Origin of the sequence: Azospirillum sp. RU38E (assembly GCF_900188385.1) — a bacterium.
Lineage (GTDB): Bacteria > Pseudomonadota > Alphaproteobacteria > Azospirillales > Azospirillaceae > Niveispirillum.
Genome location: NZ_FZOI01000001.1, coordinates 1,134,471 through 1,156,674, shown reverse-complemented (window position 1 = coordinate 1,156,674; position 22,204 = coordinate 1,134,471). Strand labels below are relative to the sequence as shown.

Here is a 22,204-nt window from a genome sequence, read left to right as displayed (position 1 = left end):
GAGGGCTGGTTTAGAAGAAGCCCAGCGCCTTCGGGCTGTAGCTGACCAGCAGGTTCTTGGTCTGCTGATAATGGTCCAGCATCATCTTGTGCGTCTCACGCCCGATGCCCGACTGCTTGTAACCACCAAAGGCCGCATGGGCCGGGTAGAGATGGTAGCAATTGGTCCAGACGCGGCCGGCCTGGATATTGCGGCCAAAGCGATAGGCACGGTTGCCATCGCGGCTCCACACCCCCGCACCCAGGCCATAAAGCGTATCATTGGCAATCGCCAGCGCCTCTTCCTCGCCCCGGAACTTGGTGACGGCCAGCACGGGGCCGAAAATCTCCTCCTGGAAGACGCGCATCTTGTTATGGCCTTCCAGCACCGTCGGGGTGACGTAGTAACCGTTGGTCAGATCCCCGCCCAGATCGGCGCGGCCGCCGCCGGTCAATACCTTGGCCCCTTCGTCGCGGCCGATATTGATGTAGGAAAGGATCTTCTCCAACTGGTCGTTGGAGGCCTGGGCCCCGATCATGGTGGAGGGATCGAGCGGGCTGCCCTGCTTGATCTTCTGCACGCGGGCGATGGCCTTTTCCATGAAGCGGTCATAAATCCGCTCATCCACCAGGGCGCGCGACGGGCAGGTGCAGACTTCGCCCTGGTTCAGGCCGAACATAGCGAAGCCTTCCAGCGCCTTGTCCAGGAAATCATCATCTTCCGCCATCACGTCGGCGAAGAAGATGTTGGGCGACTTGCCGCCCAGTTCCAGCGTCACCGGGATCAGGTTTTCCGAGGCATATTGCATGATCAGCCGGCCGGTGGAGGTCTCCCCGGTGAAGGCGATCTTGGAGATACGCTTGTTGGTGGCCAGCGGCTTGCCGGCTTCGATGCCGAAGCCGTTGACGACATTCAGCACGCCGGGCGGCAGCAGGTCACCGATGACATCCATCAGCACCATGATGCCCATCGGCGTCTGCTCGGCCGGCTTAAGCACCACGCAATTGCCGGCGGCCAGCGCCGGGGCCAGCTTCCAGGCGGCCATCAGGATGGGGAAGTTCCAGGGGATGATCTGGCCGACCACGCCCAGCGGCTCATGGAAATGATAGGCAACCGTGTCATGGTCGATTTCCGCCAGGCTGCCTTCCTGGGAGCGTACACAGGCGGCGAAATAGCGGAAATGATCAATGGCCAGCGGGATATCGGCGGCCGTCGTTTCCCGGATCGGCTTGCCATTATCGATGGTTTCCGCCAGGGCCAACAATTCCAACTGCGATTCCATGCGGTCGGCGATGCGGTTCAGCACGCCGGCGCGATCAGCAACGGAGGTACGACCCCATTTTTCGCGGACCTTATGGGCGGCGTCCAGCGCCAGTTCGATATCCTCTGCGGTGGAGCGGGCCACCTTGCAGACCACCCCGCCGGTGATGGGGGAGATATTATCGAAATACTGGCCCCGGACGGGGGCAACCCATTCACCACCGATGAAATTATCATAGCTGGAACGGATGGCGATGCTGGATTTCAGCTTCTCAATGGCCTGGTGCAGCATGGGGGCGTCTCCCTGAAAGGACAATGTCAGGCCCCAATGCCGGGGGGCCAGGATCAGGCCTCAGAGTGCGCCTTACCGCTGCGGCCGTATATTAGACTTTATGTGAAGAAACACGTCTCAGAAGCGCCGTTGCACCACCATGGTGCAATTGCGAAAAGCGTCCGGAGACTGGCTTCTGATGGGAAATTCACCCGCAAAATAAAGGGGTTCCCCAATGACGCTGCGCCCGCTTCTTCTGGCCGCCATGGCGGCCCAGTTCCTGATTGCCGGTACCGCCGATGCTGCCACGCATGAAGTGACGATGCGCAACCAGGGAAGCACAGGCACTATGGTGTTCGAACCGGCGATGCTGACCATCGCGCCCGGTGATACGGTGCGCTTCATCCCCACCGACAAAAGCCACAATGCCGAAGCGATCAAGGGCATGTTGCCCGAAGGCGTGGAACCATTCGTCGGCAAGATGAATGAGGAGATCAGCGTCACCTTCGACCAGCCGGGCCTCTATGGCTTCAAATGCAGGCCGCATTACGCCATGGGCATGGTGGGTGTTGTGGTGGTGGGCCAACCGGTCAATGCCGATGCCGCCGCCCAGGTGAACCATCCGGGCAAAGCCAAGGAGATGCTGAGCCAATTGCTGGCCAAGCTGCGGGGGTGAAGCCCCCTCTTCCGAACCGACCGTGATGCCCCGGCGCGCCATGCACGCCGGGGCCAGACGTCATGGGGTGGCCGCCGCCCGGGCCGAGGCTTGTGGCGTGCCGGGTGAGGGGGCGAAATTCACCTTGTTGGCCAGGATCACTGCCTGCGTGCGGCTGAAAACCCGCATCTTCTGCAGGATGGCGGAGACATGGGCCTTCACCGTCGTCTCCGTCACATCCAGCTCATAGGCGATTTCCTTGTTCAGCCGGCCGGCCACCACCAGTTCCAGCACCTTGCGCTGCTGCGGGGTCAGGGTATCGATGCGGCGCAGGATTTCCTGATCCTCCCCCGATTGCGTGGGGGGTGGGGCATCCGTCAGATCGGACGGGATATAGATATCCCCTTCCAGCACCTGGCGCAGCGCCTGGGCAATCTGCCCGCGCGGCAGCGATTTGGGCACAAAGCCTGCCGCCCCATGGCGCAGCGCTTCATGCACCAATTGCCGGTCGCTGGTGGCCGAGACCATGACCACCGGCAATGACGGGTAGCGTGCCCGCAGCGTGGACAGCCCGGCAAATCCATTATTGCCGGGCATGTTCAGGTCCAGCAGGATCAGATCGAAATCCCCTTCCCGATCGATGATGCGGATCACCTCATCCAGATCGGACGCCTCAAACAGCTCGCAACGGTCCAGCGCCACGGCCAGCACCGTGCGCAGCCCGTCGCGTACCAGCGGATGGTCATCCGCGATCAGCACCTTGCCCATGCCTATCCTCCCGTCGCCCTGTCGGGCCTGCCGACGCTTGATTTTTTTGTGGGCGGTTTCAAAGCTACACGCAGGAAGAAGGTCGGACAATCACCGGCCCGACCGGGAACACCCTTCTTTAGTATAAGCCACAGCCCGCCCCGGCGAAATGGCGCAATGCCATGGTTCAAGCCCTGATCCGGGATATTCCACCCTATCTGACCGGGATAAAAATCCCGATCAACAAGGATGTTTCTCACAGGAAAAATTCAGGAAAATCCCGTATCATCGCAAGTCAAAATCACCTTTCATCAGAAAGCATCATTTTCCTTATTCGCCGCTGGTGCCAGTGTTTTCTCATAAGCAGCGGGTCACGGCTCCCGTTACGCATGGGCCTACACCCCGATAATCCTGATAATCGGCGAATAGGGAGAGAATGATGCTGAGAAATCCATCGGCCCGCACCTGGCGTGCCCTGCTGTCCGGGGTCAGCCTGGGTGTCATGGCGGCCATCGGCGGCGGCAGCGCCCTGGCCGATGCGCCGCGCCCCGTCACCTGGGAAGACATCGCCAATGATGCCAAGACCACCAGTGACGTGCTGATGTATGGCATGGGCCTGGATGCCAAGCGGCACAGCACGCTGGCCCAGGTGAATGACAAGAATGTCGGCAATCTTGTACCCGCTTGGTCTTTCTCCTTTGGGGATGAGAAGCAGCGCGGGCAGGAAACCCAGGCCATCGTGCATGATGGCATCATCTATATCACCGCCTCCTACAGCCGGATGTTTGCGCTGGATGCGCGCACCGGCAAGCGGCTCTGGTCCTATACTCATCGGTTGCCCGACGATATCCGCCCCTGCTGTGACGTCATCAATCGCGGGGCCGCCATCTATGGCGACAAGGTCTTCTTCGGCACGCTGGATGCCAGCGTGGTGGCACTGGACCGGCATACGGGCAAACTGGTCTGGAAGAAGAAATTCGGCGAGCATGAGGCCGGCTATACGATGACCGGCGCCCCCACCATCGTGAAGGATCAGAAGACCGGCAAGGTGCTGCTGATCCATGGCTCGTCGGGTGATGAGTTCGGCGTGGTCGGCCGCCTGTTCGCCCGTGATCCCGATACGGGCGAAGAAATCTGGATGCGGCCCTTCGTAGAAGGCCATATGGGCCGGCTGAACGGCAAGGACAGCACCATCACCGGCAATCCCAAGGCGCCAAGCTGGCCGCGCGACAAGGATGGCAAGCTGGTGGAAGCCTGGAACCATGGCGGCGGCGCGCCCTGGCAAAGCGCCACCTTCGACCCGGAAACCAATTCCATCGTGGTCGGTGCCGGCAATCCGGGGCCGTGGAACGGCTGGGCCCGCTGGCCGGGCGACAGCCTGTTCACCTCCGGCCAGGCCTATGTCGATCCGACCACCGGCGAATTGAAGGGCTTCTACCAGCACACGCCCAACGATACCTGGGACTTTTCCGGCAATAATGAAATTATCCTGTTCGACCTGAAGAAGGACGGCAAGACCATCAAGGCCGCCGCCCATGCCGACCGCAACGGCTTTTTCTTCATCACCGATCGCACCAAGCTGGCCGCACCCGGCGGGGAGATCAACCGGCCCAAGGCGCTGATCGCCGCCTATCCCTTCGTGGACAATATCACCTGGGCCAAGGGTTTCGATCTGAAGACCGGCCGCCCGATCGAGGTGGAAGGCCAGCGCCCGCCTTTGCCGGAAAAGGGAGAGTTGAAGGGTAAGGCGGTGGAAGTCTCCCCCCCGTTCCTGGGCGGCAAGAACTGGAACCCCATGTCCTATAGCGAGGAGACGGGCCTGTTCTACATCCCCGCCAATCACTGGAAGGAAGATTACTGGACGGAGAATATTTCCTACCAGAAGGGCAGCGCCTATCTGGGCATGGGCTTCCGCATCAAGAAAATGTACGAGGACCATGTGGGCATCCTGCGCGCCATGGACCCGGTGACCGGTAAGATCGTCTGGGAACATAAGGAAAGGCTGCCGCTCTGGGCCGGCACGATGACGACATCGGGCAACCTTGTCTTCACCGGCACCAGCGACGGCTATCTCAAGGCGTTTGATGCCAAGAATGGCAAGGAACTTTGGTCGTTCCAGACCGGCTCCGGCATCGTCTCCTCCCCCATCACCTGGGAGATGGATGGGGTGCAATATATCGGCATCGCCTCAGGCTATGGCGGGGCGGTGCCGCTCTGGGGCGGCGACATGGGGCCGTTGACCAGCAATGTGCCGCAGGGCGGTTCCTTCTGGGTCTTCCGCCTGCACCAGGACCGCAGCACCACAGCGGCAGCACCGTAAAAAGCCACGCCCCCTCCCGTCCGTCTGGCGGGAGGGGGCGCTTATTCGGCCACCCGTTCGCCCATGGAGTCCTCCCGATGCGCCTGCTCTGCTCCCTTTTGCTGGCCAGCCTTCTCGCCTTCCCTGCCGTGGCGCAGGAGGAGGAGGCCGACAGTCCCCGCAAGGTGGGCGATTGCCTGCTAGTGAAAGGGGCGAAATGTCCGGGTGTCGATCTGCGCCATCAGAATCTGCGCGGGCTGAACCTGTCAGGGGCCGACCTGACGGGGGCAAAGCTGGCCCGCGCGGATCTGCGGGACACGGATTTGCGCGGGGCCATCCTCGATAACGCGGATCTGGAGGCAGCCGATCTGCGCAAAGCCTTCCTGCAGGGGGCCAAGCTGCGCGGCGCCAGCTTGCGCGGGGCAAACCTGGAATTTGCCCGTGCCGCCAAGGCGGATTTCAGCCGCGCCGATCTGACCGCCGCCAATCTGGAAGCCGCCTGGTTCTCCGGCGCGCAGTTCCATCAGGCCAAACTGGTGAATGCCGGCCTGCAGGAGGCAAAATTCTACGAGGCCAACCTGATCGGCGCCGACCTGACCGGGGCCCATTTTCCCTATGCCATCTTCCAGAACACCTACATGCAGGATTGCACCGCCTGCCCGGTGAACTGGTGAAACGCAAAAGGGCCGCCCCGACAATGGGGCGGCCCGAACGCTTCAACCCAGGTGCATTACGCCTTGGGCAGTTTGAACACCCAGAGAGAGCCACCCTGATTGATATGCTGGATGGACTTCGCCACCTCGCCACCCCACAGGGGCACGGCACCGCCCCAGCCGGAGACGACGGCGACAAACTGTTCGCCATCCTGTTCCCAGGTGATGGGGCTACCGACGATGCCGGAGCCGGTATTGAACTTCCAGACCTCCTGGCCGGTCCTGGCATCGAACGCCTTCAGGTAGCCTTCCGGCGTGCCGGTGAAGACAAGATTGCCGGCAGTGGTCAACACACCACCCCAGAGCGGGGCCTTGTTCTTATATTCCCACTTGATCTCACCAGTGGCGGGATCGATGGCGCGCAGCACGCCGATATGGTCGTCATAAAGCGGCTTGATGGTGAAGCCGGCCCCCAGATAGGCAGCCCCCTTCTTGTAATTGATCGCCTCGTTCCAGATATCCATGCCCCATTCATTGGCGGGCACATAGAACAGGCCGGTATCCTGGCTATAGGCCATGGGCATCCAGTTCTTGCCGCCCAGGAAGGACGGGGCGGAGAAGACGGATTTACCCTTGGTGTCACCCTGTGCCGCTTCCATCGGGTTGCCCGGACGGTTGGCCGGGTCATAGATCGGGCGACCCTTCTTGTCGAACCCCTTGGCCCAGGTGATCTTCGACACAAACGGCGTGGCGCTGAGGAATTTGCCGTTGGTGCGGTCCAGCACGAAGAAGAAGCCGTTGCGATCAGCCTTGGCCCCGGCCTTGACGACCTTGCCATCCTTCTTCAGGTCGAAGGGGATGAATTCATTCACCCCGTCGAAATCCCAGCCATCATGCGGCGTGGTCTGGAAATGCCATTTGATCTCTCCCGTATTGGGATCAATGGCCAGGGTGGAAGAGGTATAGAGATTATCGCCCGGCCGCAGATGGCTGTTCCACGGTGCCGGATTGCCGGTGCCCATATAGATCAGCTTGGTTTCCGGGTCATAGGTACCGCCCAGCCAGGTGGCCCCGCCCCCCTGCTTCCACATGTCACCCTGCCAGGAAGCGTTCAGCTTGCCGGTCATGGTGCTGTCCTTGCCATTCAACTGGCCGATATGGCCTTCGATGGTGGGGCGCGACCAGATCAGCTCACCGGTATTGGCGTCCCGCGCCTCCACCTTGCCGACAATGCCGAACTCACCGCCGGAATTGCCGGTGATGATCTTGCCATCCACGATCATGGGGGCGGCGGTGAAGCTATACCCAGCCTCGTAATCGGCCATCTTCTTCGACCAGATGACCTTGCCGGTCTCCTTGTTCAGCGCGATCAGCTTGGCATCCAGCGTGCCGAAATAAACCTTGTCGCCATAGATGGCGGCACCGCGATTGATGACATCGCAACAGGGCATGATGCCGTCCGGCAGGCGGGCATCATATTGCCACTTCTCCTCACCCGTGCGGGAATCCACCGCCCAGATGCGGCTGTAGGAGCCGGTCACATAGATGGTGCCATCCTGCACGATGGGCTGGGATTCCTGCCCGCGCTGCTTCTCCCCCCCAAAGGAGAAGGAGAAGGCGGGCACCAGCTTGGCGACATTGTCCGTGTTCAGCGTCTTCAGCGGGCTGTAGCGCTGCGCCTGCGGCCCCATGCCATAGGTCAGCACGTCGCCGGTGCTGGCGGCATCGTTCATCAACTCGGCATCGGTGGGGCCGGTGGCGAGGGCGGGCGTGGCGGCGGCCAGCCCCAACATGGCGCAGGTTGCCAGCAGAATGCGCTTCATGGCGTCTTGTCTCCCTGTTCAGGGCCGGGGCCAGGACGGAATGTCTGGCCCGGCCGTCAGCATTTTCCGCCCGCAAGCCACAGGCCGCAGCGGGCAGCAGGGCGCCCGCACGGGTCCGACATTTCAAAGGCTGGGAAGCGGAATGGTTTCAGTGACAGGGGGAAAGTAACGCTACGCGGCGATGGGCAAAATTGAACCTTGGTATCAGCGGGGCATGAGGGCGCAAGCTGCACCGGGATGCTGACCATGACGATGTCATGGCCAGCACAACCCCACCTTCAAGCCGCGCGGCGGTGGAACAGCCGCCGCAGCCAGATAACGAAATCATCGACATAGGTGAAGATCACCGGCACCACCAGAAGGCTGAGCCCGGTTGAGGTGATCAGGCCGCCAATGACCACCACCGCCATCGGCTGTCGGAAGGCCGGATCGGCCCCCATGCCGATGGCGGTCGGCAACATGCCGGCCCCCATGGCAATGGTGGTCATCAGGATGGGTCGGGCGCGTTTATGACAGGCATCCACCAGCGCCTCAAACCGGGTCATCCCATGTTCGCGCCGCGCCATCACCGCATATTCCACCAGCAGGATGGAATTCTTGGTGACGATGCCCATCAGCATCAGCAGGCCGATCACCGTCGGCATCGACAGGCTCATGCTGCAAATCAGCAGGGCGAAGATGGCGCCCCCCAGCGACAAGGGCAGGGCCGACAGGATGGTGACCGGCTGCAGGAAATCATGAAACAGCAGCACCAGCACGGCATAGATGCAGAAGACGCCGATGGCCATGGCCAGGCCGAATCCGCTCATCATCTCCGCCATGCGCTGCAGCTCCCCCTGCTCCACAATGCGGATACCGCCGGGCAGATGGGCCATGGTGGGCAGGGCGCGCACCTCCTGCATCACCTCACCGATGGTGCGGCCATTCAATTCCACCGACAGGGTGATGTTGCGCGACCGGTCCAGCCGGCGGATCTGTGACGGGCCGCTGCCCATGGACAGGTCGCCCAAGGAGGCCAAGGCCACCTGACCATTGGCCCCCTTCACCCGCAACTGGCCGATGCTGTCCAGGTCGGTGCGGGCGGCCGGGTCCAGACGGACACGGATATCCACCTGCCGCTGCGACAGGTTGATCTTGGCCAGTGCTGCGGAATATTCGCCATAGGTGGCCACGCGCAGCATGTCGGCAATATTCTGGCTGGATACACCCAGGGCGGCGGCACGGGCATAATCGGGATGGAAATGTACCTCCGGTCTTTGCAGGGCAGCGCTGGAGGTGACATTGCCGATCCCCTTGATGGTACGGCGGATTTCTGATTCCACCGTCGCCGCCGTCCGTTCCAGCAGGGCCCCATCATCGCTGGCCAGCACCAGTTCCAGCTTCTCCCCATTGCCGGCCCCGCCGACGGAGACACGCACCCCCGGCAGACCGCGCAGCAACTGGCGGATATCCGCCTCAATGGCGCTCTGTTTGCGATGACGGTCGCTGCGCTCCTGCAGATCGACGGTCAGGGTGGAGGCGCCAAAATCGGCAGTGCTGCTGGAAATCAGCGCACTCCCGCTAACCGAGGTGCCGACGGAGCTGAACACACCCACCACCTCCGGCACCTGCTTGATCAATTCGGCGGCACGGTGGGTCATTTCCGTCGTCTGGTCCAGGGTGGTGCCGGGCGGCAGTTCCAGGCTGACCCGGGTTTGCCCCTTGTCCTGTGCTGGGAGAAATCCGGATGGCAGCATCGGCAGGCAGAGCACCGCCACGATGAAAAAGGCCAAAGCCGCCGCCACCGTGCGCTTGCGCGCACCTAGGCAGCGATGCACCCATGCCATGTAGCGGCGCATCACCGGCCCGTCATGTTCCTCATGATCGGTTGCCTTCAGCATATAGGCGGCCATCATCGGCGTCAGCAGCCGGGCCACCAGCAGGGAAACCAGCACCGCCACCGCCGCCGTCAGGCCGAATTCCCGGAAAATCTTGCCCGGAATGCCGCCCATGAAGGCAGTGGGCAGAAAGACGGCGACCAGGGTGAAGGTGGTGGCGATCACCGCCAGCCCGATCTCGTCCGCCGCCTCCATCGCCGCCTGATAGGGGCTTTTGCCCATGCGCAGATGGCGGGCGATATTCTCCACCTCCACAATCGCGTCATCCACCAGGATGCCGATCACCAGCGCCAGCGCCAGCAGGGAAACGGTGTTGAGGCTGAACCCCAGCAGATACATCAAGGCAAAGGTGGGGATGATCGATAGCGGCAGGGCGGTGGCGGAAATCAGCGTCGCCCGCCAGTCGCGCAGGAACCACCAGACCACCAGAATGGCCAGCACCGCCCCTTCATAGAGCAGATGCAGCGACCCTTCATAATCGCTGATGATGGCGCTGACGCCGTTGGTAATTTCACTGATCTGCACGCCCGGATGCTGGGCGGCAAACGCCGCCACCGCCGCCCGCGCCGCCTGCGCCACCGCAACGTCGGAGAAACCCAGCGAACGGCTGACCTGGAAGGCAATCACCGGCTTGCCATCGCGGAAGGCACGGCTGGATCGTTCGGCATAGCTGTCGCTGATGGTGGCGATATCGGCCAGCCGCACCGTGCGCCCGCCGGCCAGGGGGATGACCACCTGGCGCAGATCCTGCGGATCATCCAGGGCGGCCAGCGTGCGCAGCGACTGGCGCTGGCTGCCAATTTCGCCCAGGCCGCCGGAATTATCCTTCTGCATCGCCTTCAGGCCGCTGGCCACATCGGCGGCCGACACCCCCAGACCCGCCATCAGCGTGGGGGAAAGATCGACCTGCACTTCCCGGCGGACACCACCGACACGGCTGACCTTGGCGACACCCTTCACCGCCTGCAGCGCCTTGGCCACATCATTATCGATGAACCAGGAAATCGCCTCCTCATCCATGCGGTCGGACGCCACCTCATAGGTCAGCAGAGAGCCGGAACTGGTGGTGATTTTGGAGACGACGGGGGTGCGCAGGGCCGCCGGCAGTTCCGGCATGGCCCCGTCTACGGCGTTGCGCACCTCATCCAGTGCCTCGTTGGTGTCCTTGTCGATGGTGAAGCTGACGCTGATATTGACATTGCCGTCGCTAATCGTCGTGCTGATATGGTCCAACAGCCGCAGGGAGGTGAGCTGATCCTCAATCTTGCGCGCCACCTCCGTTTCCAGCTGCTGCGGGGCAGCCCCTTCCAGGGTGGCGCTGATATTGATGGTGGGGATGTCCATGTCGGGGAAATTCTGCACCCCCAGACGTTCAAACCCCAGGAAACCCAGCACGGTCAGCAATATGAACAGCAGGACCGCCGGCACCGGATGCCGGATGGACAGGGCGGAAATATTCATCATTTCGCGGCCTTTCCATCATCGGCCATGCGCACAGGCATCCCATCGCTGAGGAAGGCGCCGCCGCTGGTGACGATGCGGGCCTGCGGGTCCAGCGGACTGGTGATCTCCACCCGCCCGTCACGCCGGCGCCCCAGGCTGACCTGCTGCTGGCGCACCTTCATGTCATCCTGCAGCAGATAGACGTAAGAGCGGCCATCGCGCAGCACGATGGCCGTATCCGGCACGGTGATGGCGTTGCTGGGTGTCAGTTCCACCTGTCCGCTGGCATACATGCCGGCCCGCGCCGGGCTTTCCAGCGGCAGGCGGACATAGACGATGCCCCGACTGGTATCGGCATTCAGGGTGGGGGAGACCAGCCGCACCAGCCCTTCCACCACCTGCCCGTCGGGCAGGGTCAGCACCGCTTTCAGACCCGGTTTGGCCTGGGCGAGCTGGCGGCTGTCCAGTTCCGCCCGCCATTCAATATGGCCCTGGCGGACCAGCCGGAACAGTTCCGTCCCCGCCGAGGGAACCTGCCCCAGCAGGGCAGAACGGGAGGAGACGAAACCATCATCGGCCGCAACGATGCGGGACTGGCGCAGCTTGATGCGCGCCGTCTGCAATTGCGCCTCTGCCGAGGCGACATTGGCTTGCGCCGTCAGCTTGGCAATGCGGTACTGGTCCAGTTGCTGGGCGGAAAGCGCCCCGCTCTGCCCCACCTTGGTGGCACGCGCAGCATCGGCCGTCGCCTGTTCCAGCGTCGCCTTGGCCGATGCCAGCGCCGCGACCAGCCGGTTTTCCTCCGCCAGCAGGGTGGCATCGTCGAACTGGGCCAGTATGTCGCCCCGCTTCACCCAATCGCCGACATCTGCCTTCAGGCTGTCGATGCGCAGGCCGCCGACCTCCGCCCCGATGATCACTTCCTGCCAGGGGGCGATGGCCCCATTGGCGGTCAGCTGCATCGGCCAGGACAGTACCTGCGGCGACGTCACGGTAACAGCCAGGCTGCTGGCCGCCGGGGCCGGTTTAGCCGCTGCACCATCCGCCTTTTCCGGCGGCTTGCCACAGGCGGACAGGGCCAGCAGGGCGGCCAGCGCCAGCAGGGGCAACGGGCGGGGGTGGGTCGGGACTGTCGGCACGGGGAGGCTCCACCCATTAATGAATTGATGTTTAGGGGACATTATTGGCCGCCCTCCAGATGCCAGCCGCCACCGGCCGCCTTGTAGAGCGCGATCCAGGAACGCACCTGTTCCTGGCGCAGGTTGATCAGGGAAATATCGGCATCCAGGGCACTGCGCCGCGCCTGTTCCCGGTCCAGCAGGCTGGCATTGCCGGCCTGCCAACTGGCATCAATGGCCTGGAAATGGCGCTGGTAACCATCGGCCGCGCGGGCGGCATCGGCCTGCCGGCGGGTGCTGGTATCCAGCTTCACCAGGGTCTGTTCCACCTCCAGCACCGCACTGCGCACCTGGACGCGATAGCTGGCCACCGCCTGGGCATAGGCCGCCTCTGCCCGGGTGACGGCGGCGGCGCGGCGGCCGGCATCGAACAAAGGCAGCGACAGGCTGGGACCATAGGACCAGGTGGTGGCGCTGCCGTTGCCGCTGTCGGCCATGCCGATGCTGCCGGTCAGGCTGAGGCTGGGCAGACGGTCGGCGATGGCCGCCCCGATCTCCGCATTGCTGGCCGCCACTTCGCGTTCCAGGGCCGCCACATCGGGGCGCTGGCGGATCAGGTCGGCGGGCAGTTGGGTGATGGAAAGCTGGGCCGGCTGCGGCAAAGCCCCCTGCCCGTCGGCCAGCATCTGCCGAACCGCCGGTTCATCGCCACCACTGATGGAGACGAGGCTTTTCACCAGCAATTCGCACTGGCCCCGCTGCTGGGCGGCCTGCGACCGGCTTTGCGCGGCGCTGGCATCGGCCAGCGCGCGGTCACCGGGGGCGGTGAAGCCCGCCTCTTCCTTGATGCGGGTCAGATCAATGGTGGATTGCTGGGATTGGGCCTGCTGATCATAGGCGGCGGCCAGCAAGGTGCAGCCGCGATATTGCACATAATAATCCGCCACCTCCGCCGCCAAGGAGACGCGGGCATCATGCCATTCATCGGTACGGGCCTGGATGCGGGCATCGGCCGCCTCTGCGGTGCGGCGGTTTTTGCCGAACAGATCCAGTTCCCAACTGGCATCCAGCCGGCCGTTGCGGTTCTCACTGATCACCCCGTTGCCGGCCACGGCCTGCCGGCTGCGTGTATCGCCGGCATTGGCGTTGACCGCCGGGAACAGGGCGCTGCGGCTGCTGGTCAGGGTGGCGCGCGCGCTGTCAATCCGGGCCAGCGCGCGGTCAAGCGTGGGGCTGTCGGCCTCTGCCATCCGCTGCAGGCGGGTCAGGGTCGGGTCATTGAACTGACCCCACCAGCCCAGCAGGCTGCCCCCCTGGCCACCATGGGGTTGGGGGGCGGCCCAGGCGGGGGCCAGTTTGGCCACGGGTGGCGATTGGTAATCCGGCCCCATGGTACAGCCGGACAGGGCCATACCCGCACCCAGGACAAGATAAAGGGAACGTCTCATTCTTATTTTCCCCTGCCGGCCGCTTTGGGCCATCACGCTGCATGGCTTAGCGCAGGTGAATGTTTATCGGGGTATCGAAAGGGTAAAGTTGGGTAAAGTTGGTGTGACACCCGGCCAGGACCGGCGCAACAAGGGGCACTTGCCCCGCCGGCCCCGGCCGGGTTTTGCAATCATGATGGCCCGGCCATGACGCATGTGCTGCTTGTTGATGATGACCGCGAACTGACGGCGATGCTGGCCGAGTACCTGACCCGTGAAGGGTTCGAGGCGCGGGCCGTGCATGATGGCCAGCAGGGGGAGACGGAAGCGCTGTCCGGCCGCTATGACATTGTCGTGCTGGATGTGATGATGCCGCGCCTGTCGGGGATTGAGGTTTTGCGCCGCATCCGGGCGCGCAGCCAGATCCCCGTGCTGCTGCTGACGGCGCGGGGCGATAATGTGGATCGCATCGCCGGGCTGGAACTGGGGGCCGATGATTATGTGCCCAAGCCCAGTTCGCCGGGCGAGCTGGTGGCGCGGCTGCGCGCCATCCTGCGCCGCACGGGTGCGCAACGGTCGGAGAATGTGGCCACCGAAACCCTGGTCTGCGGGGCTTTGGCAATCAACCCAGGCACCCGCACCGCCCATTGGCAGGGCAAGGCGCTGGAACTGACCGGCACGGAATTTTCGCTATTGGAGGAGCTGGCCCGCCATGCGGGACAGTTGGTCAGCAAACAGCAATTGTCGCTGAACGCCCTGGGCCGGCCGCTGACCCGATTCGACCGGCGGATTGATGTGCATATCAGCAGCATCCGCCAGAAACTGGGGCTGCGCGGGGATAACCAATCATGGATCGTCAGTGTGCGCGGCCAGGGCTATCAGTTGGTCAGCGAGTGAGGCCAAATTGTCGAAGGCCAAGCCTTCGGCAGTTTGGCGGCCAGCGACCGCTGGCCCGCGCACCCATGTGCGCGTGAGCCAAGCCAACGGATGTTGGCGCCCGGCGATTGAGGGAATCTGAAATCTCCCTTGGTCGGTGACGAGCAAGGGAGATGGGTATGAGACCCGGGCGTCTTTTCTGGAAACTGTTCCTGTGTTTCTGGCTGGCAACCACCCTGTCCTTCACGGTGCTGTTCGCCATCTTTGAATATAAGGAGCGCAACGGGCCGGAAAGTGGTTCCTGGCTCCGCACGGCCCTGTTCATGACCATATCCAGCATGGTGGAGGCACAGGGGCCGGACGCCGTGCCGCCGATCGTCCGCCATGCCAACCGGGAAAATGACCAGTTCAGCTTTACCGAACTGACGCCCGGCACCCGGATCACCCTGCCAGCGGAGGGGGCCAGCAAGCTGTTGAAAAGCCCCGATGGACGGCTGTTCCTGCTGCAAAGCCGGCTGCCCATCTGGCAAAAGCCGAACCATCGGCTGCCCTTTGCCATCGGCACCATCTTCAGCATCCTGTTCAGCGCCCTGCTGGCCTGGCACCTGTCGCGGCCCCTGCGCCGGCTGGGGGAGGCGGCGCGGGCTGTGGCGTCCGGCCAGCTTTCCACCCGTGTCGGCCCGCTGATGGGCCGGCGGCGGGACGAAATCGTTGATCTGGTGCGGGAATTCGACCGGATGGTGGAACAGTTGCAGCAGACGCTGGAAGCACAGCGCCGCCTGCTGCACGATATTTCGCACGAGCTGCGCTCCCCGCTGACCCGCTTGCAGGCCGCCATCGGCCTGTTGCGCCAATCCCCCGCTGAACAGCAGGCCATGCTGGCCCGGATCGAACGCGAATCTGAACGGCTGGATGAGCTGATTGAGGAATTGCTGACCCTGGCCCGGCTGGAATCCGGCCAGCAGAACTTACCTTACGAAAAGGTCGATCTGATCGAACTGCTGGGGGCCATTGCAGAGGATGCAGGATTCGAGGCGGCGGCCAAGGGCGCGCGCGTCTGCCTTGCCAGCGATCCCGCCTTTGTCTCCTGGGTCAGCGGGGAAATGCTCTACCGCGCCTTTGAAAATATCGTGCGCAACGCGGTGAAATTCACCGATCCCGGTACGGAAGTGCGGATCGAGGCACGGGTGAGCGGGGAGCATCTGCATCTGACCGTCAGCGACCATGGCCCCGGTGTGCCACCCGACATGCTGGACAGTATTTTTGAACCCTTCAAGCGGCTGGAAACCACCGGCGATGTGCCGGGCCTGGGCCTGGGGCTGTCCATCGCCCAGCGCGCCGTGCAGATGCATGGCGGCCAGATCGCCGCGCTGATCGGTTCCCCGCGCGGGCTGATCATCCGAGTGGACCTGCCCCGGCGGGAGGGGTGAGGCAGGGGCAGGCCACGGCCCGCCCCTGCCCGCACCTGATCGTCAGATCAGCCCTTCGGCCTTCAGCGCCGCCTGCACCGCCGGACGGGCGGCAATGCGGGCACGGTAAGCGCTGAGATGGGTGAAGCCGGCCAGATCAATGCCGACAAAACCGGTCCAGCCCAGCACGGTGAACAGATAGGCATCGGCTGGGGTGAAGCTGCCCCCCACCAGATAGTCACGTCCGTCGGCCAGCAGCTTTTCCGTGAAATCCAGCCGGCGGATCAGCAGACCCTTGGCGGTTTCCTTGGCAGCCGCGTCAAAGCTGGGGTTGAACAGCGGGGAGAAGGATTTGTGCAGTTCGGTGGCGATGAACAGCAGCATTTCCGTCACCCGCGCCCGGCCCAGCGCATCGGCGGGCAACAGCCCGGCGGCCGGATTTTTCTCCGCCACATAAAGGGAGATGGCGGCCCCCTCTGTCAGCAGGCTGCCATCATCCAGCAGCAGGGCCGGGATATAGCCCTTGGGGTTAAGGGCTGTGAAGTCGGCACCGCTGGCCGTCTTCTTGGTTGCCAGATCGACAGCCTCGATCTCGAACGTTTCACCGGCCTCACGCAGGACGATATGGGGGGCCAGGGAGCAGGCACCGGCCTTGTAATAGAGCTTCATCGTTCCAACCATCTACAACGAATACTGAAAAGCCCGGAAATGGGCGGCGCAGCATCGCAGAGCCCTTTACCCGTTGTATAGGGGCCAGATGAGGCCGCCACCGCAGACCGGACGCGGCAGGTCGCCGCAAGCGGTTTATGATCGGATTATTCAATCTGACGCCAATACAGCCATGCGGGAACGCCGGGCGAAGATGCTATGTTGTTTTCTCCCCAGCGAGCGAACAAGGAGAACCGTAATGGCCCAGTTGAAGCGCACCGCCAAGGCCGTCTGGCATGGCACCGGCAAGGATGGCGACGGCACCCTGTCAACCCAGAGCGCCACGCTGGACAATGTCCCCTATTCCTTCCTGGCCCGCTTTGGCGACGGCAAGGGCACCAACCCGGAAGAGCTGATCGCCGCCGCCCATGCCGGCTGTTTTTCCATGCAGTTGGCCTTCATGCTGGCCGGTAACAATACGCCAGCGGCTGAGATCAACACCGGTGCGGTGTTGATCATGGAAAGCGACGGGCCGGGCTGGAAGATCGCCACCGTGGAACTGTCGCTGCAGGCCAGCGTGCCCGGCATCAGTGCGGAGAAATTCGCCGAGATCGCCAACAATGCCAAGGCGAATTGCCCGGTCTCCAAGGTGTTGAATGCCGAGGTGAAGCTGACGGCGAAACTGCTGTAATACCAACGGTCATAAATTATGACCGTTGGTACGGCGGCGACTGCCGCCGCGCCGCACGTGCGGCGTAGCCAAGCCAGCGGATGCTGGCGCCGGCGATTGAGGGGCACGAAAGCGTGACCAGCGGTCATGATTTCGTGCCGATGGTATAAGAGGCGGTGGGGGCCGGTGGCGGTTACAGGCCGCCGCCGGCAACCTTGCCATCCTTGCGGCGGGAGATCTGTACCTGCCCTTCCACGCATTTGACATAGGTGGTCTTGCCGGAAACCAGCCCGTCACAGATGCTGATCAGCGCGCGCGGCAGGGCCCCAAACTCCTTGGAGCCCCGCACACCGGCGTTATAGGTTTCCAGATATTGTTTCAGCGCCGGTTTGGTCACCGGCTTGCCATTCTGGTCGATCATCATTCCTCCAGGCCCAAACCCGGCAAAAATGACCGACGCCGGCAGATTGAGCAAGCCATTGTTACCCGGCAGTTTTTACCCGATCCAACATCTGCGACCGTTCCATAACCTCAATACCGGTGAAGCCAGCCAGACGACCGCCGAGACCAGGGTTCGGGAGGGTTGATTTTTTAGAAGGGTTCTTCAGAAAATCCTTTAAACCCTCCTCAGTATGCACACTAAAACTGTCATTTTCGGTTGGACCATTTGGATTTTTACTGAAATCATATACGCCGACCTCATGCGATTTTATACCTATTTTCTTCAATATCATGGAAATTTTCTGATCAGTTGTGGTGTTTTCATTATAAAAACCCGACGATTTCATGGATTCAATTCCTAATTTCCCTTGAAATGAATTTGGCATTGAAATTGAACCTCCTTCGTATATTTTAATCAACTCCTTTCCATTTTGATATATTATTGCATCAATTTTTTGTGATTTTGAGTAAGAATTATCACTTACAACAGAATTCATATGATCATACTGAATCTGCATTCTCTTGGATTCCTCCAATTCAGCAGCCGCTTCTATTGGATCATCTACTGATAAGAATTTGACATCACTTTGCAAATTAACTTTAATTCTATTACGAGGCTCATTAATGTCAACTTTCAATAAGTTCACATTCAGTGACGAGCTTAGATTAGATACTGACATTATAACCTCCCTAGGCTGTGATTCAGATTACATTACTGCACCAACTTGTGAAGATTACCACTTGATGAACTTACTTAGGAAAAATGGTATGCAATTTAAATGCCAAAAAGGGCGCCATCTTAAGATGGCGCCCTTTTAAATTAAACGCTCAGAAAGAAACCATATCACCCAAGATAGTACGAAAGGTTATCAGAACCATATATGTATTCCACCATATTGTTGTTATTCAAGTAGTGATTCTGTATAGTTATATAATTATCAAGATATCCATCAGCCGCATCAGACTGAGTTGATACTATAAGATCATTGCCATTTCTCTGAAGATATAGGTTGGCTTTTGTCACATTTTGGATGTACAGTCTATCTATTCCACCACCATTTCCCGTATTACTGGATGATCCAACATCCTCATTGATTATATCATTTCCCTCTCCCACACCAATTGAAGCGTAATATTTATCATCCCCTTGATTTCCGCGCAATAAATCAAATCCTTGACCTCCATAAAGGGAGTCATTTCCGTAGCCCCCTACAATTAGATCGTTTCCAGATTCTCCATACATTATATCTGATCCATCTTCTCCTAGAATGGTATCATCGCCATAACTCGCTTGAGCATAATCATTTCCAGAACCCAAAATTATCAGATCATTAATAGAGGAGCCATACACCGTATCATTACCTGCATCTGTATTTGTACCATGAGAATTTTCTCCAGGCCCCAAAACCAGGAGATACAATTTTATTTCATCATTTCCAGAGGTGCCCTGCCTAAATGCCATAATTTCCTCCTAAAGGTATCTTGTTTTGAAAAAGTACCACCCAACTCCCAAACGTCAAGTCTATTTAGGACACATATAAATCATGTCTTTCTAATATTTTATTGACAAAAAAATAGGAAAACTCAACATTATTCTTATTTTTTGAATCTGTTTGCATGTATTAAATAATAATAAATTATTTTCAAATAATTTTTGAGAAAAAGTTAACAATAAAATAATAAATTTTTTTATATTGTAATTATTTATTATTATAACTTTGAACGAAAATATATTGATAATTAATTATAATATCTGATAGAGATATAGAATCCTTTCATGAAGTTATTTTTACTTCTCTGTAGATAATTTTTATCACCGGAACACCACCGTCCGCTGACCATCCATAATAATCCGGCGTTCCAACTGCCAGCGCACGGCGCGGGCCAGCACGGCGCATTCCACGTCGCGGCCCATATTCACCAGATCTTCCGGCGTGTGGCTATGGTCCACGCGCTGGATATCCTGTTCGATGATCGGGCCTTCATCCAGCACATTGGTGACGAAATGCGCCGTGGCACCGATGATCTTCACACCGCGATCGTGCGCCTGGTGATAGGGCTTGGCACCCTTGAAGCTGGGCAGGAAGCTGTGATGGATATTGATGCAGCGCCCCGACAGAACCTCGCAGAATGCCGGTGACAGAATCTGCATGTACCGGGCCAGCACCACCAGATCGGCCCCGCTCTCCTGAATGATCCGGGTGAACTGCGCTTCCTGCGCGCCCTTATTGTCCTTGGCCACCGGCAGGTGATGATAGGGGATGCCGCTCCATTCCACGAAGCTGCGCATATCATCATGGTTGGACACCACGGCCGGAATATCCATGCGCAGGATGCCGGAGCGCTGGCGGTGCAGCAGGTCATAGAGGCAGTGCCCGAACTTGGAAACGGCGATCACCACCTTGGGCTTCACCGTCAGGTCGTGCAGTTCCCATTCCATATCATAGGCGGCGGCCACCGGGGCGAACCCGTCCTTCAACGCCGCCAAATCGGGGAAGCCAGCCCCATCAGGCCGGAAGACGACGCGCATGAAGAAACGGTCATTGATGGCGTCGTTGAAATGGTTGGATTCGGTGATCGAGGCATCGTGCGACGCCAGATAGGTTGATACCGCCGCCACGATGCCCTTCCGGTCCGGGCAGCGCACCACCAGAACGAAACGACCCTGCTCACCCTTCATCATCATGACCCAATCACTGGCTTATAAGAAAGAAACTGTCGGGCGGGGAGATTTGCGGCTGGCATAGGCCCTTGTCCACCCCCATATTGTTCTCTGCCATCAATCGGATGGCGGCCATGCAAAAACCACTTGACGCGCGCGTAAGGTTAATCTAACTATTACGTAAACGTAAGGCACTCTTACCCCACCGGGTTAAGGCACAGTGCCCTGTTGGCTAAGCAGGAACGGTCGGATGCTGAACAGCGCGGAAATGACCCGGTCCAACCCTCAGACGGAACGGACCTATTCCATCGGCCAGCTCGCGGAGGAGTTCGGGCTCACGCTGCGCTCCTTGCGTTTCTATGAGGATGAGGGGCTGATCTCCCCTGCCCGTGTCGGGCAGACGCGGGTGTATACTCATCGTGACCGGGCGCGGCTGAAACTGATCTGCCGTGGCAAGCGGCTGGGCTTCTCCATCGGGGAGATCAAGGATTTCCTGGATCTTTACGATACGGACGAAGCGCAGGTGGAGCAGATGACCTTTCTGTTGAAAGGGGCCCGCAACCGCATCGTCCATCTGGAACAGCAGCTGCGCGATGTGCAGCAGACCCTGAAGGAATTGCGGGAGATCGATGATCTCATCGTCTCCCATCTCCATGCCAAGGGGGTTTCGGTCCAGTCGGACTGAACCCCCTTGGCCCATTGGTGCCATTACCCAATCAAACCCACCATCGGCACACCGGGCTTAACCGGGGCCGAAGCCACACCAGGCGAGGAGCGCGGAAGATTATGAAGAATGTCGTGATTGCCGGTTATGCAAGGTCGCCTTTCCATCTGGCCAACAAGGGCGAGCTGACGAAGGTGCGCCCGGATGATCTGGCCGCGACCGTTGTCAAGGCCCTGCTGGAACGCACGGGTGTTGACGGCGCCGCCGTGGAAGATTTGATCGTCGGCTGTGCCTTCCCGGAAGGGGAGCAGGGCTTCAACGTCGCCAAGCTGATCGCCATGATCGCGGGCCTGCCGGCCTCTGTCGCCGGTGCCACGGTCAACCGTTTCTGCGGCTCCTCCATGCAGGCCATCCATCAGGCCGCTGGCGCCATCGCCCTGGGTGCCGGTGACTGCTTCATCGCCGCCGGTGTGGAAAGCATGACCCGCGTGCCGATGATGGGCTTCAACCCGATGCCCAACCCGGCCCTGCACGCCGCCAACCCCGGCGCCTATATGTCCATGGGCATCACGGCGGAGAACCTGGCCAAGAAGTTCGGCTTCACCCGCGCGCAGCAGGAAGCCTTCGCCGTGGAAAGCCACCGCAAGGCCGCCAAGGCCCAGGCCGAAGGCAAGTTTGAGGCGGAAATCGTCCCCATCACCACGCCGTCCGGCAAGGTGATCAGCCAGGATGGTTGCATCCGTGGTGACAGCACGGTGGAAGCGCTCTCCACCCTGAAGCCGGCCTTTGATGCCGCCGGCACCGTGACCGCCGGCACCTCCTCGCCGCTCACCGATGGTGCATCGGCCACGTTGATCTGCTCGGAAGATTTCGCCAAGGCCCATGGGCTGAAGGTGCTGGCCAAGATCCGCTCCATCGCCGTTGCCGGCTGTGATCCGACCATCATGGGCTATGGCCCGGTGCCGGCCACCACCAAGGCGCTGGCCCGCGCCGGCCTGAAAGTGTCGGATCTGGACATCATCGAAAGCAACGAAGCCTTCGCCGTGCAGGCCATGACCGTTTGCCAGGAACTGGGCTTCGACCCGGCCAAGGTGAACATTGACGGCGGCGGCATCGCCATGGGCCACCCGCTGGGCGCCACCGGTGCCCGTATCACCGGCAAGGCCGCCAGCCTGCTGGTGCGCGAAGGCAAGTCGCTGGCGCTGTCTACCCAGTGTATCGGCGGGGGCCAGGGCATCGCCACCGTTCTGGAAGCGGTCTGATCCGGGCTGGACGGGAGGAG

19 protein-coding genes are annotated in these 22,204 nt (G+C 60.8%); 8 read left to right on the top strand and 11 right to left on the bottom strand.

The genetic code is table 11. The features are described 5' to 3' along the window. Positions 1-10 precede the first annotated feature (10 nt). On the bottom strand, positions 11-1,531 hold the full coding sequence (gene adh, locus CHB97_RS05015) for an aldehyde dehydrogenase (protein WP_089286780.1): 1,521 nt from the start codon (positions 1,529-1,531) through the stop codon (positions 11-13). Between the two features lie 214 nt (positions 1,532-1,745). Between adh and CHB97_RS05010 the strand changes: the two genes are divergently transcribed. Next, on the top strand, positions 1,746-2,186 hold the full coding sequence (locus tag CHB97_RS05010; protein WP_089286779.1) for a pseudoazurin: 441 nt from the start codon (positions 1,746-1,748) through the stop codon (positions 2,184-2,186). Positions 2,187-2,246: 60 nt separating this feature from the next. Here the strand turns inward: CHB97_RS05010 and CHB97_RS05005 are convergent, their stop codons facing one another. Continuing rightward, positions 2,247-2,933 carry a response regulator transcription factor gene (locus CHB97_RS05005; protein WP_089286778.1) on the bottom strand — a complete coding sequence of 229 codons (687 nt, stop codon included), beginning with the start codon at positions 2,931-2,933 and terminating at the stop codon, positions 2,247-2,249. A 481-nt stretch (positions 2,934-3,414) separates the two neighbouring features. Between CHB97_RS05005 and CHB97_RS05000 the strand changes: the two genes are divergently transcribed. After that, entirely contained in the window at positions 3,415-5,232 is a 1,818-nt protein-coding gene (locus CHB97_RS05000; protein WP_371332961.1) for a PQQ-dependent methanol/ethanol family dehydrogenase, read from the top strand. A gap of 77 nt (positions 5,233-5,309) precedes the next feature. Beyond that, positions 5,310-5,885, top strand: coding sequence for a pentapeptide repeat-containing protein (locus CHB97_RS04995; RefSeq protein WP_089286776.1), 576 nt, complete (start codon positions 5,310-5,312; stop codon positions 5,883-5,885). A gap of 56 nt (positions 5,886-5,941) precedes the next feature. On the opposite strand, the gene CHB97_RS04990 is transcribed toward CHB97_RS04995, so the two are convergent. The 4 genes from CHB97_RS04990 to CHB97_RS04975 all read right to left on the bottom strand — a co-directional run bounded on the left by CHB97_RS04990 (position 5,942) and on the right by CHB97_RS04975 (position 13,573). Continuing rightward, positions 5,942-7,687 carry a methanol/ethanol family PQQ-dependent dehydrogenase gene (locus CHB97_RS04990; protein ID WP_089286775.1) on the bottom strand — a complete coding sequence of 582 codons (1,746 nt, stop codon included), beginning with the start codon at positions 7,685-7,687 and terminating at the stop codon, positions 5,942-5,944. A gap of 278 nt (positions 7,688-7,965) precedes the next feature. Further along, positions 7,966-11,028: an efflux RND transporter permease subunit gene (locus CHB97_RS04985; protein ID WP_200819798.1), complete on the bottom strand. Its 3,063-nt coding sequence runs from the start codon at positions 11,026-11,028 to the stop codon at positions 7,966-7,968. Beyond that, the gene (locus CHB97_RS04980; protein ID WP_160105567.1) at positions 11,025-12,146 is read right to left on the bottom strand and encodes an efflux RND transporter periplasmic adaptor subunit; all 1,122 of its coding nucleotides are present in this window, start codon (positions 12,144-12,146) and stop codon (positions 11,025-11,027) included. Before CHB97_RS04980 ends, CHB97_RS04985 begins: the two co-directional genes overlap by 4 nt. A gap of 41 nt (positions 12,147-12,187) precedes the next feature. Beyond that, the gene (locus tag CHB97_RS04975) at positions 12,188-13,573 is read right to left on the bottom strand and encodes an efflux transporter outer membrane subunit (protein ID WP_089286773.1); all 1,386 of its coding nucleotides are present in this window, start codon (positions 13,571-13,573) and stop codon (positions 12,188-12,190) included. Between the two features lie 186 nt (positions 13,574-13,759). On the opposite strand from CHB97_RS04975, the gene CHB97_RS04970 reads away from it, so the two are divergent. Both CHB97_RS04970 and CHB97_RS04965 read left to right on the top strand, forming a co-directional pair. After that, positions 13,760-14,449, top strand: a complete 690-nt coding sequence (locus CHB97_RS04970) for a response regulator transcription factor (RefSeq protein ID WP_089286772.1) — start codon at positions 13,760-13,762, stop codon at positions 14,447-14,449. Between the two features lie 158 nt (positions 14,450-14,607). After that, positions 14,608-15,858 carry a HAMP domain-containing sensor histidine kinase gene (locus CHB97_RS04965; protein ID WP_089286771.1) on the top strand — a complete coding sequence of 417 codons (1,251 nt, stop codon included), beginning with the start codon at positions 14,608-14,610 and terminating at the stop codon, positions 15,856-15,858. Positions 15,859-15,900: 42 nt separating this feature from the next. Here CHB97_RS04965 and gstA read toward each other — a convergent pair whose 3' ends face one another. After that, positions 15,901-16,506, bottom strand: coding sequence for a glutathione transferase GstA (gstA, locus tag CHB97_RS04960; RefSeq protein WP_089286770.1), 606 nt, complete (start codon positions 16,504-16,506; stop codon positions 15,901-15,903). Positions 16,507-16,744: 238 nt separating this feature from the next. Between gstA and CHB97_RS04955 the strand changes: the two genes are divergently transcribed. Further along, entirely contained in the window at positions 16,745-17,176 is a 432-nt protein-coding gene (locus CHB97_RS04955) for an OsmC family protein (protein WP_200819797.1), read from the top strand. A gap of 172 nt (positions 17,177-17,348) precedes the next feature. Here CHB97_RS04955 and CHB97_RS04950 read toward each other — a convergent pair whose 3' ends face one another. From CHB97_RS04950 to purU, 4 genes are all read right to left on the bottom strand, one after another. Continuing rightward, positions 17,349-17,579 (bottom strand): hypothetical protein, encoded by a 231-nt coding sequence (locus CHB97_RS04950; RefSeq protein ID WP_244559389.1) that lies wholly within the window; start codon positions 17,577-17,579, stop codon positions 17,349-17,351. A 58-nt stretch (positions 17,580-17,637) separates the two neighbouring features. Continuing rightward, complete coding sequence (locus CHB97_RS25785) at positions 17,638-18,276, bottom strand: hypothetical protein (protein WP_143270711.1); 639 nt, start codon at positions 18,274-18,276, stop codon at positions 17,638-17,640. Between the two features lie 164 nt (positions 18,277-18,440). After that, positions 18,441-19,058, bottom strand: a complete 618-nt coding sequence (locus CHB97_RS04945) for a calcium-binding protein (protein WP_089286769.1) — start codon at positions 19,056-19,058, stop codon at positions 18,441-18,443. 351 nt (positions 19,059-19,409) lie between these two features. Further along, the gene (gene purU / locus CHB97_RS04940) at positions 19,410-20,282 is read right to left on the bottom strand and encodes a formyltetrahydrofolate deformylase (protein WP_089286768.1); all 873 of its coding nucleotides are present in this window, start codon (positions 20,280-20,282) and stop codon (positions 19,410-19,412) included. 226 nt (positions 20,283-20,508) lie between these two features. Here purU and CHB97_RS04935 point away from each other — a divergent pair, with 226 nt between their 5' ends. Both CHB97_RS04935 and CHB97_RS04930 read left to right on the top strand, forming a co-directional pair. After that, positions 20,509-20,943, top strand: a complete 435-nt coding sequence (locus tag CHB97_RS04935; RefSeq protein WP_244559388.1) for a MerR family DNA-binding transcriptional regulator — start codon at positions 20,509-20,511, stop codon at positions 20,941-20,943. A 101-nt stretch (positions 20,944-21,044) separates the two neighbouring features. Beyond that, positions 21,045-22,184 (top strand): thiolase family protein, encoded by a 1,140-nt coding sequence (locus CHB97_RS04930; RefSeq protein WP_089286767.1) that lies wholly within the window; start codon positions 21,045-21,047, stop codon positions 22,182-22,184. The last annotated feature ends 20 nt before the right edge of the window (positions 22,185-22,204 follow it).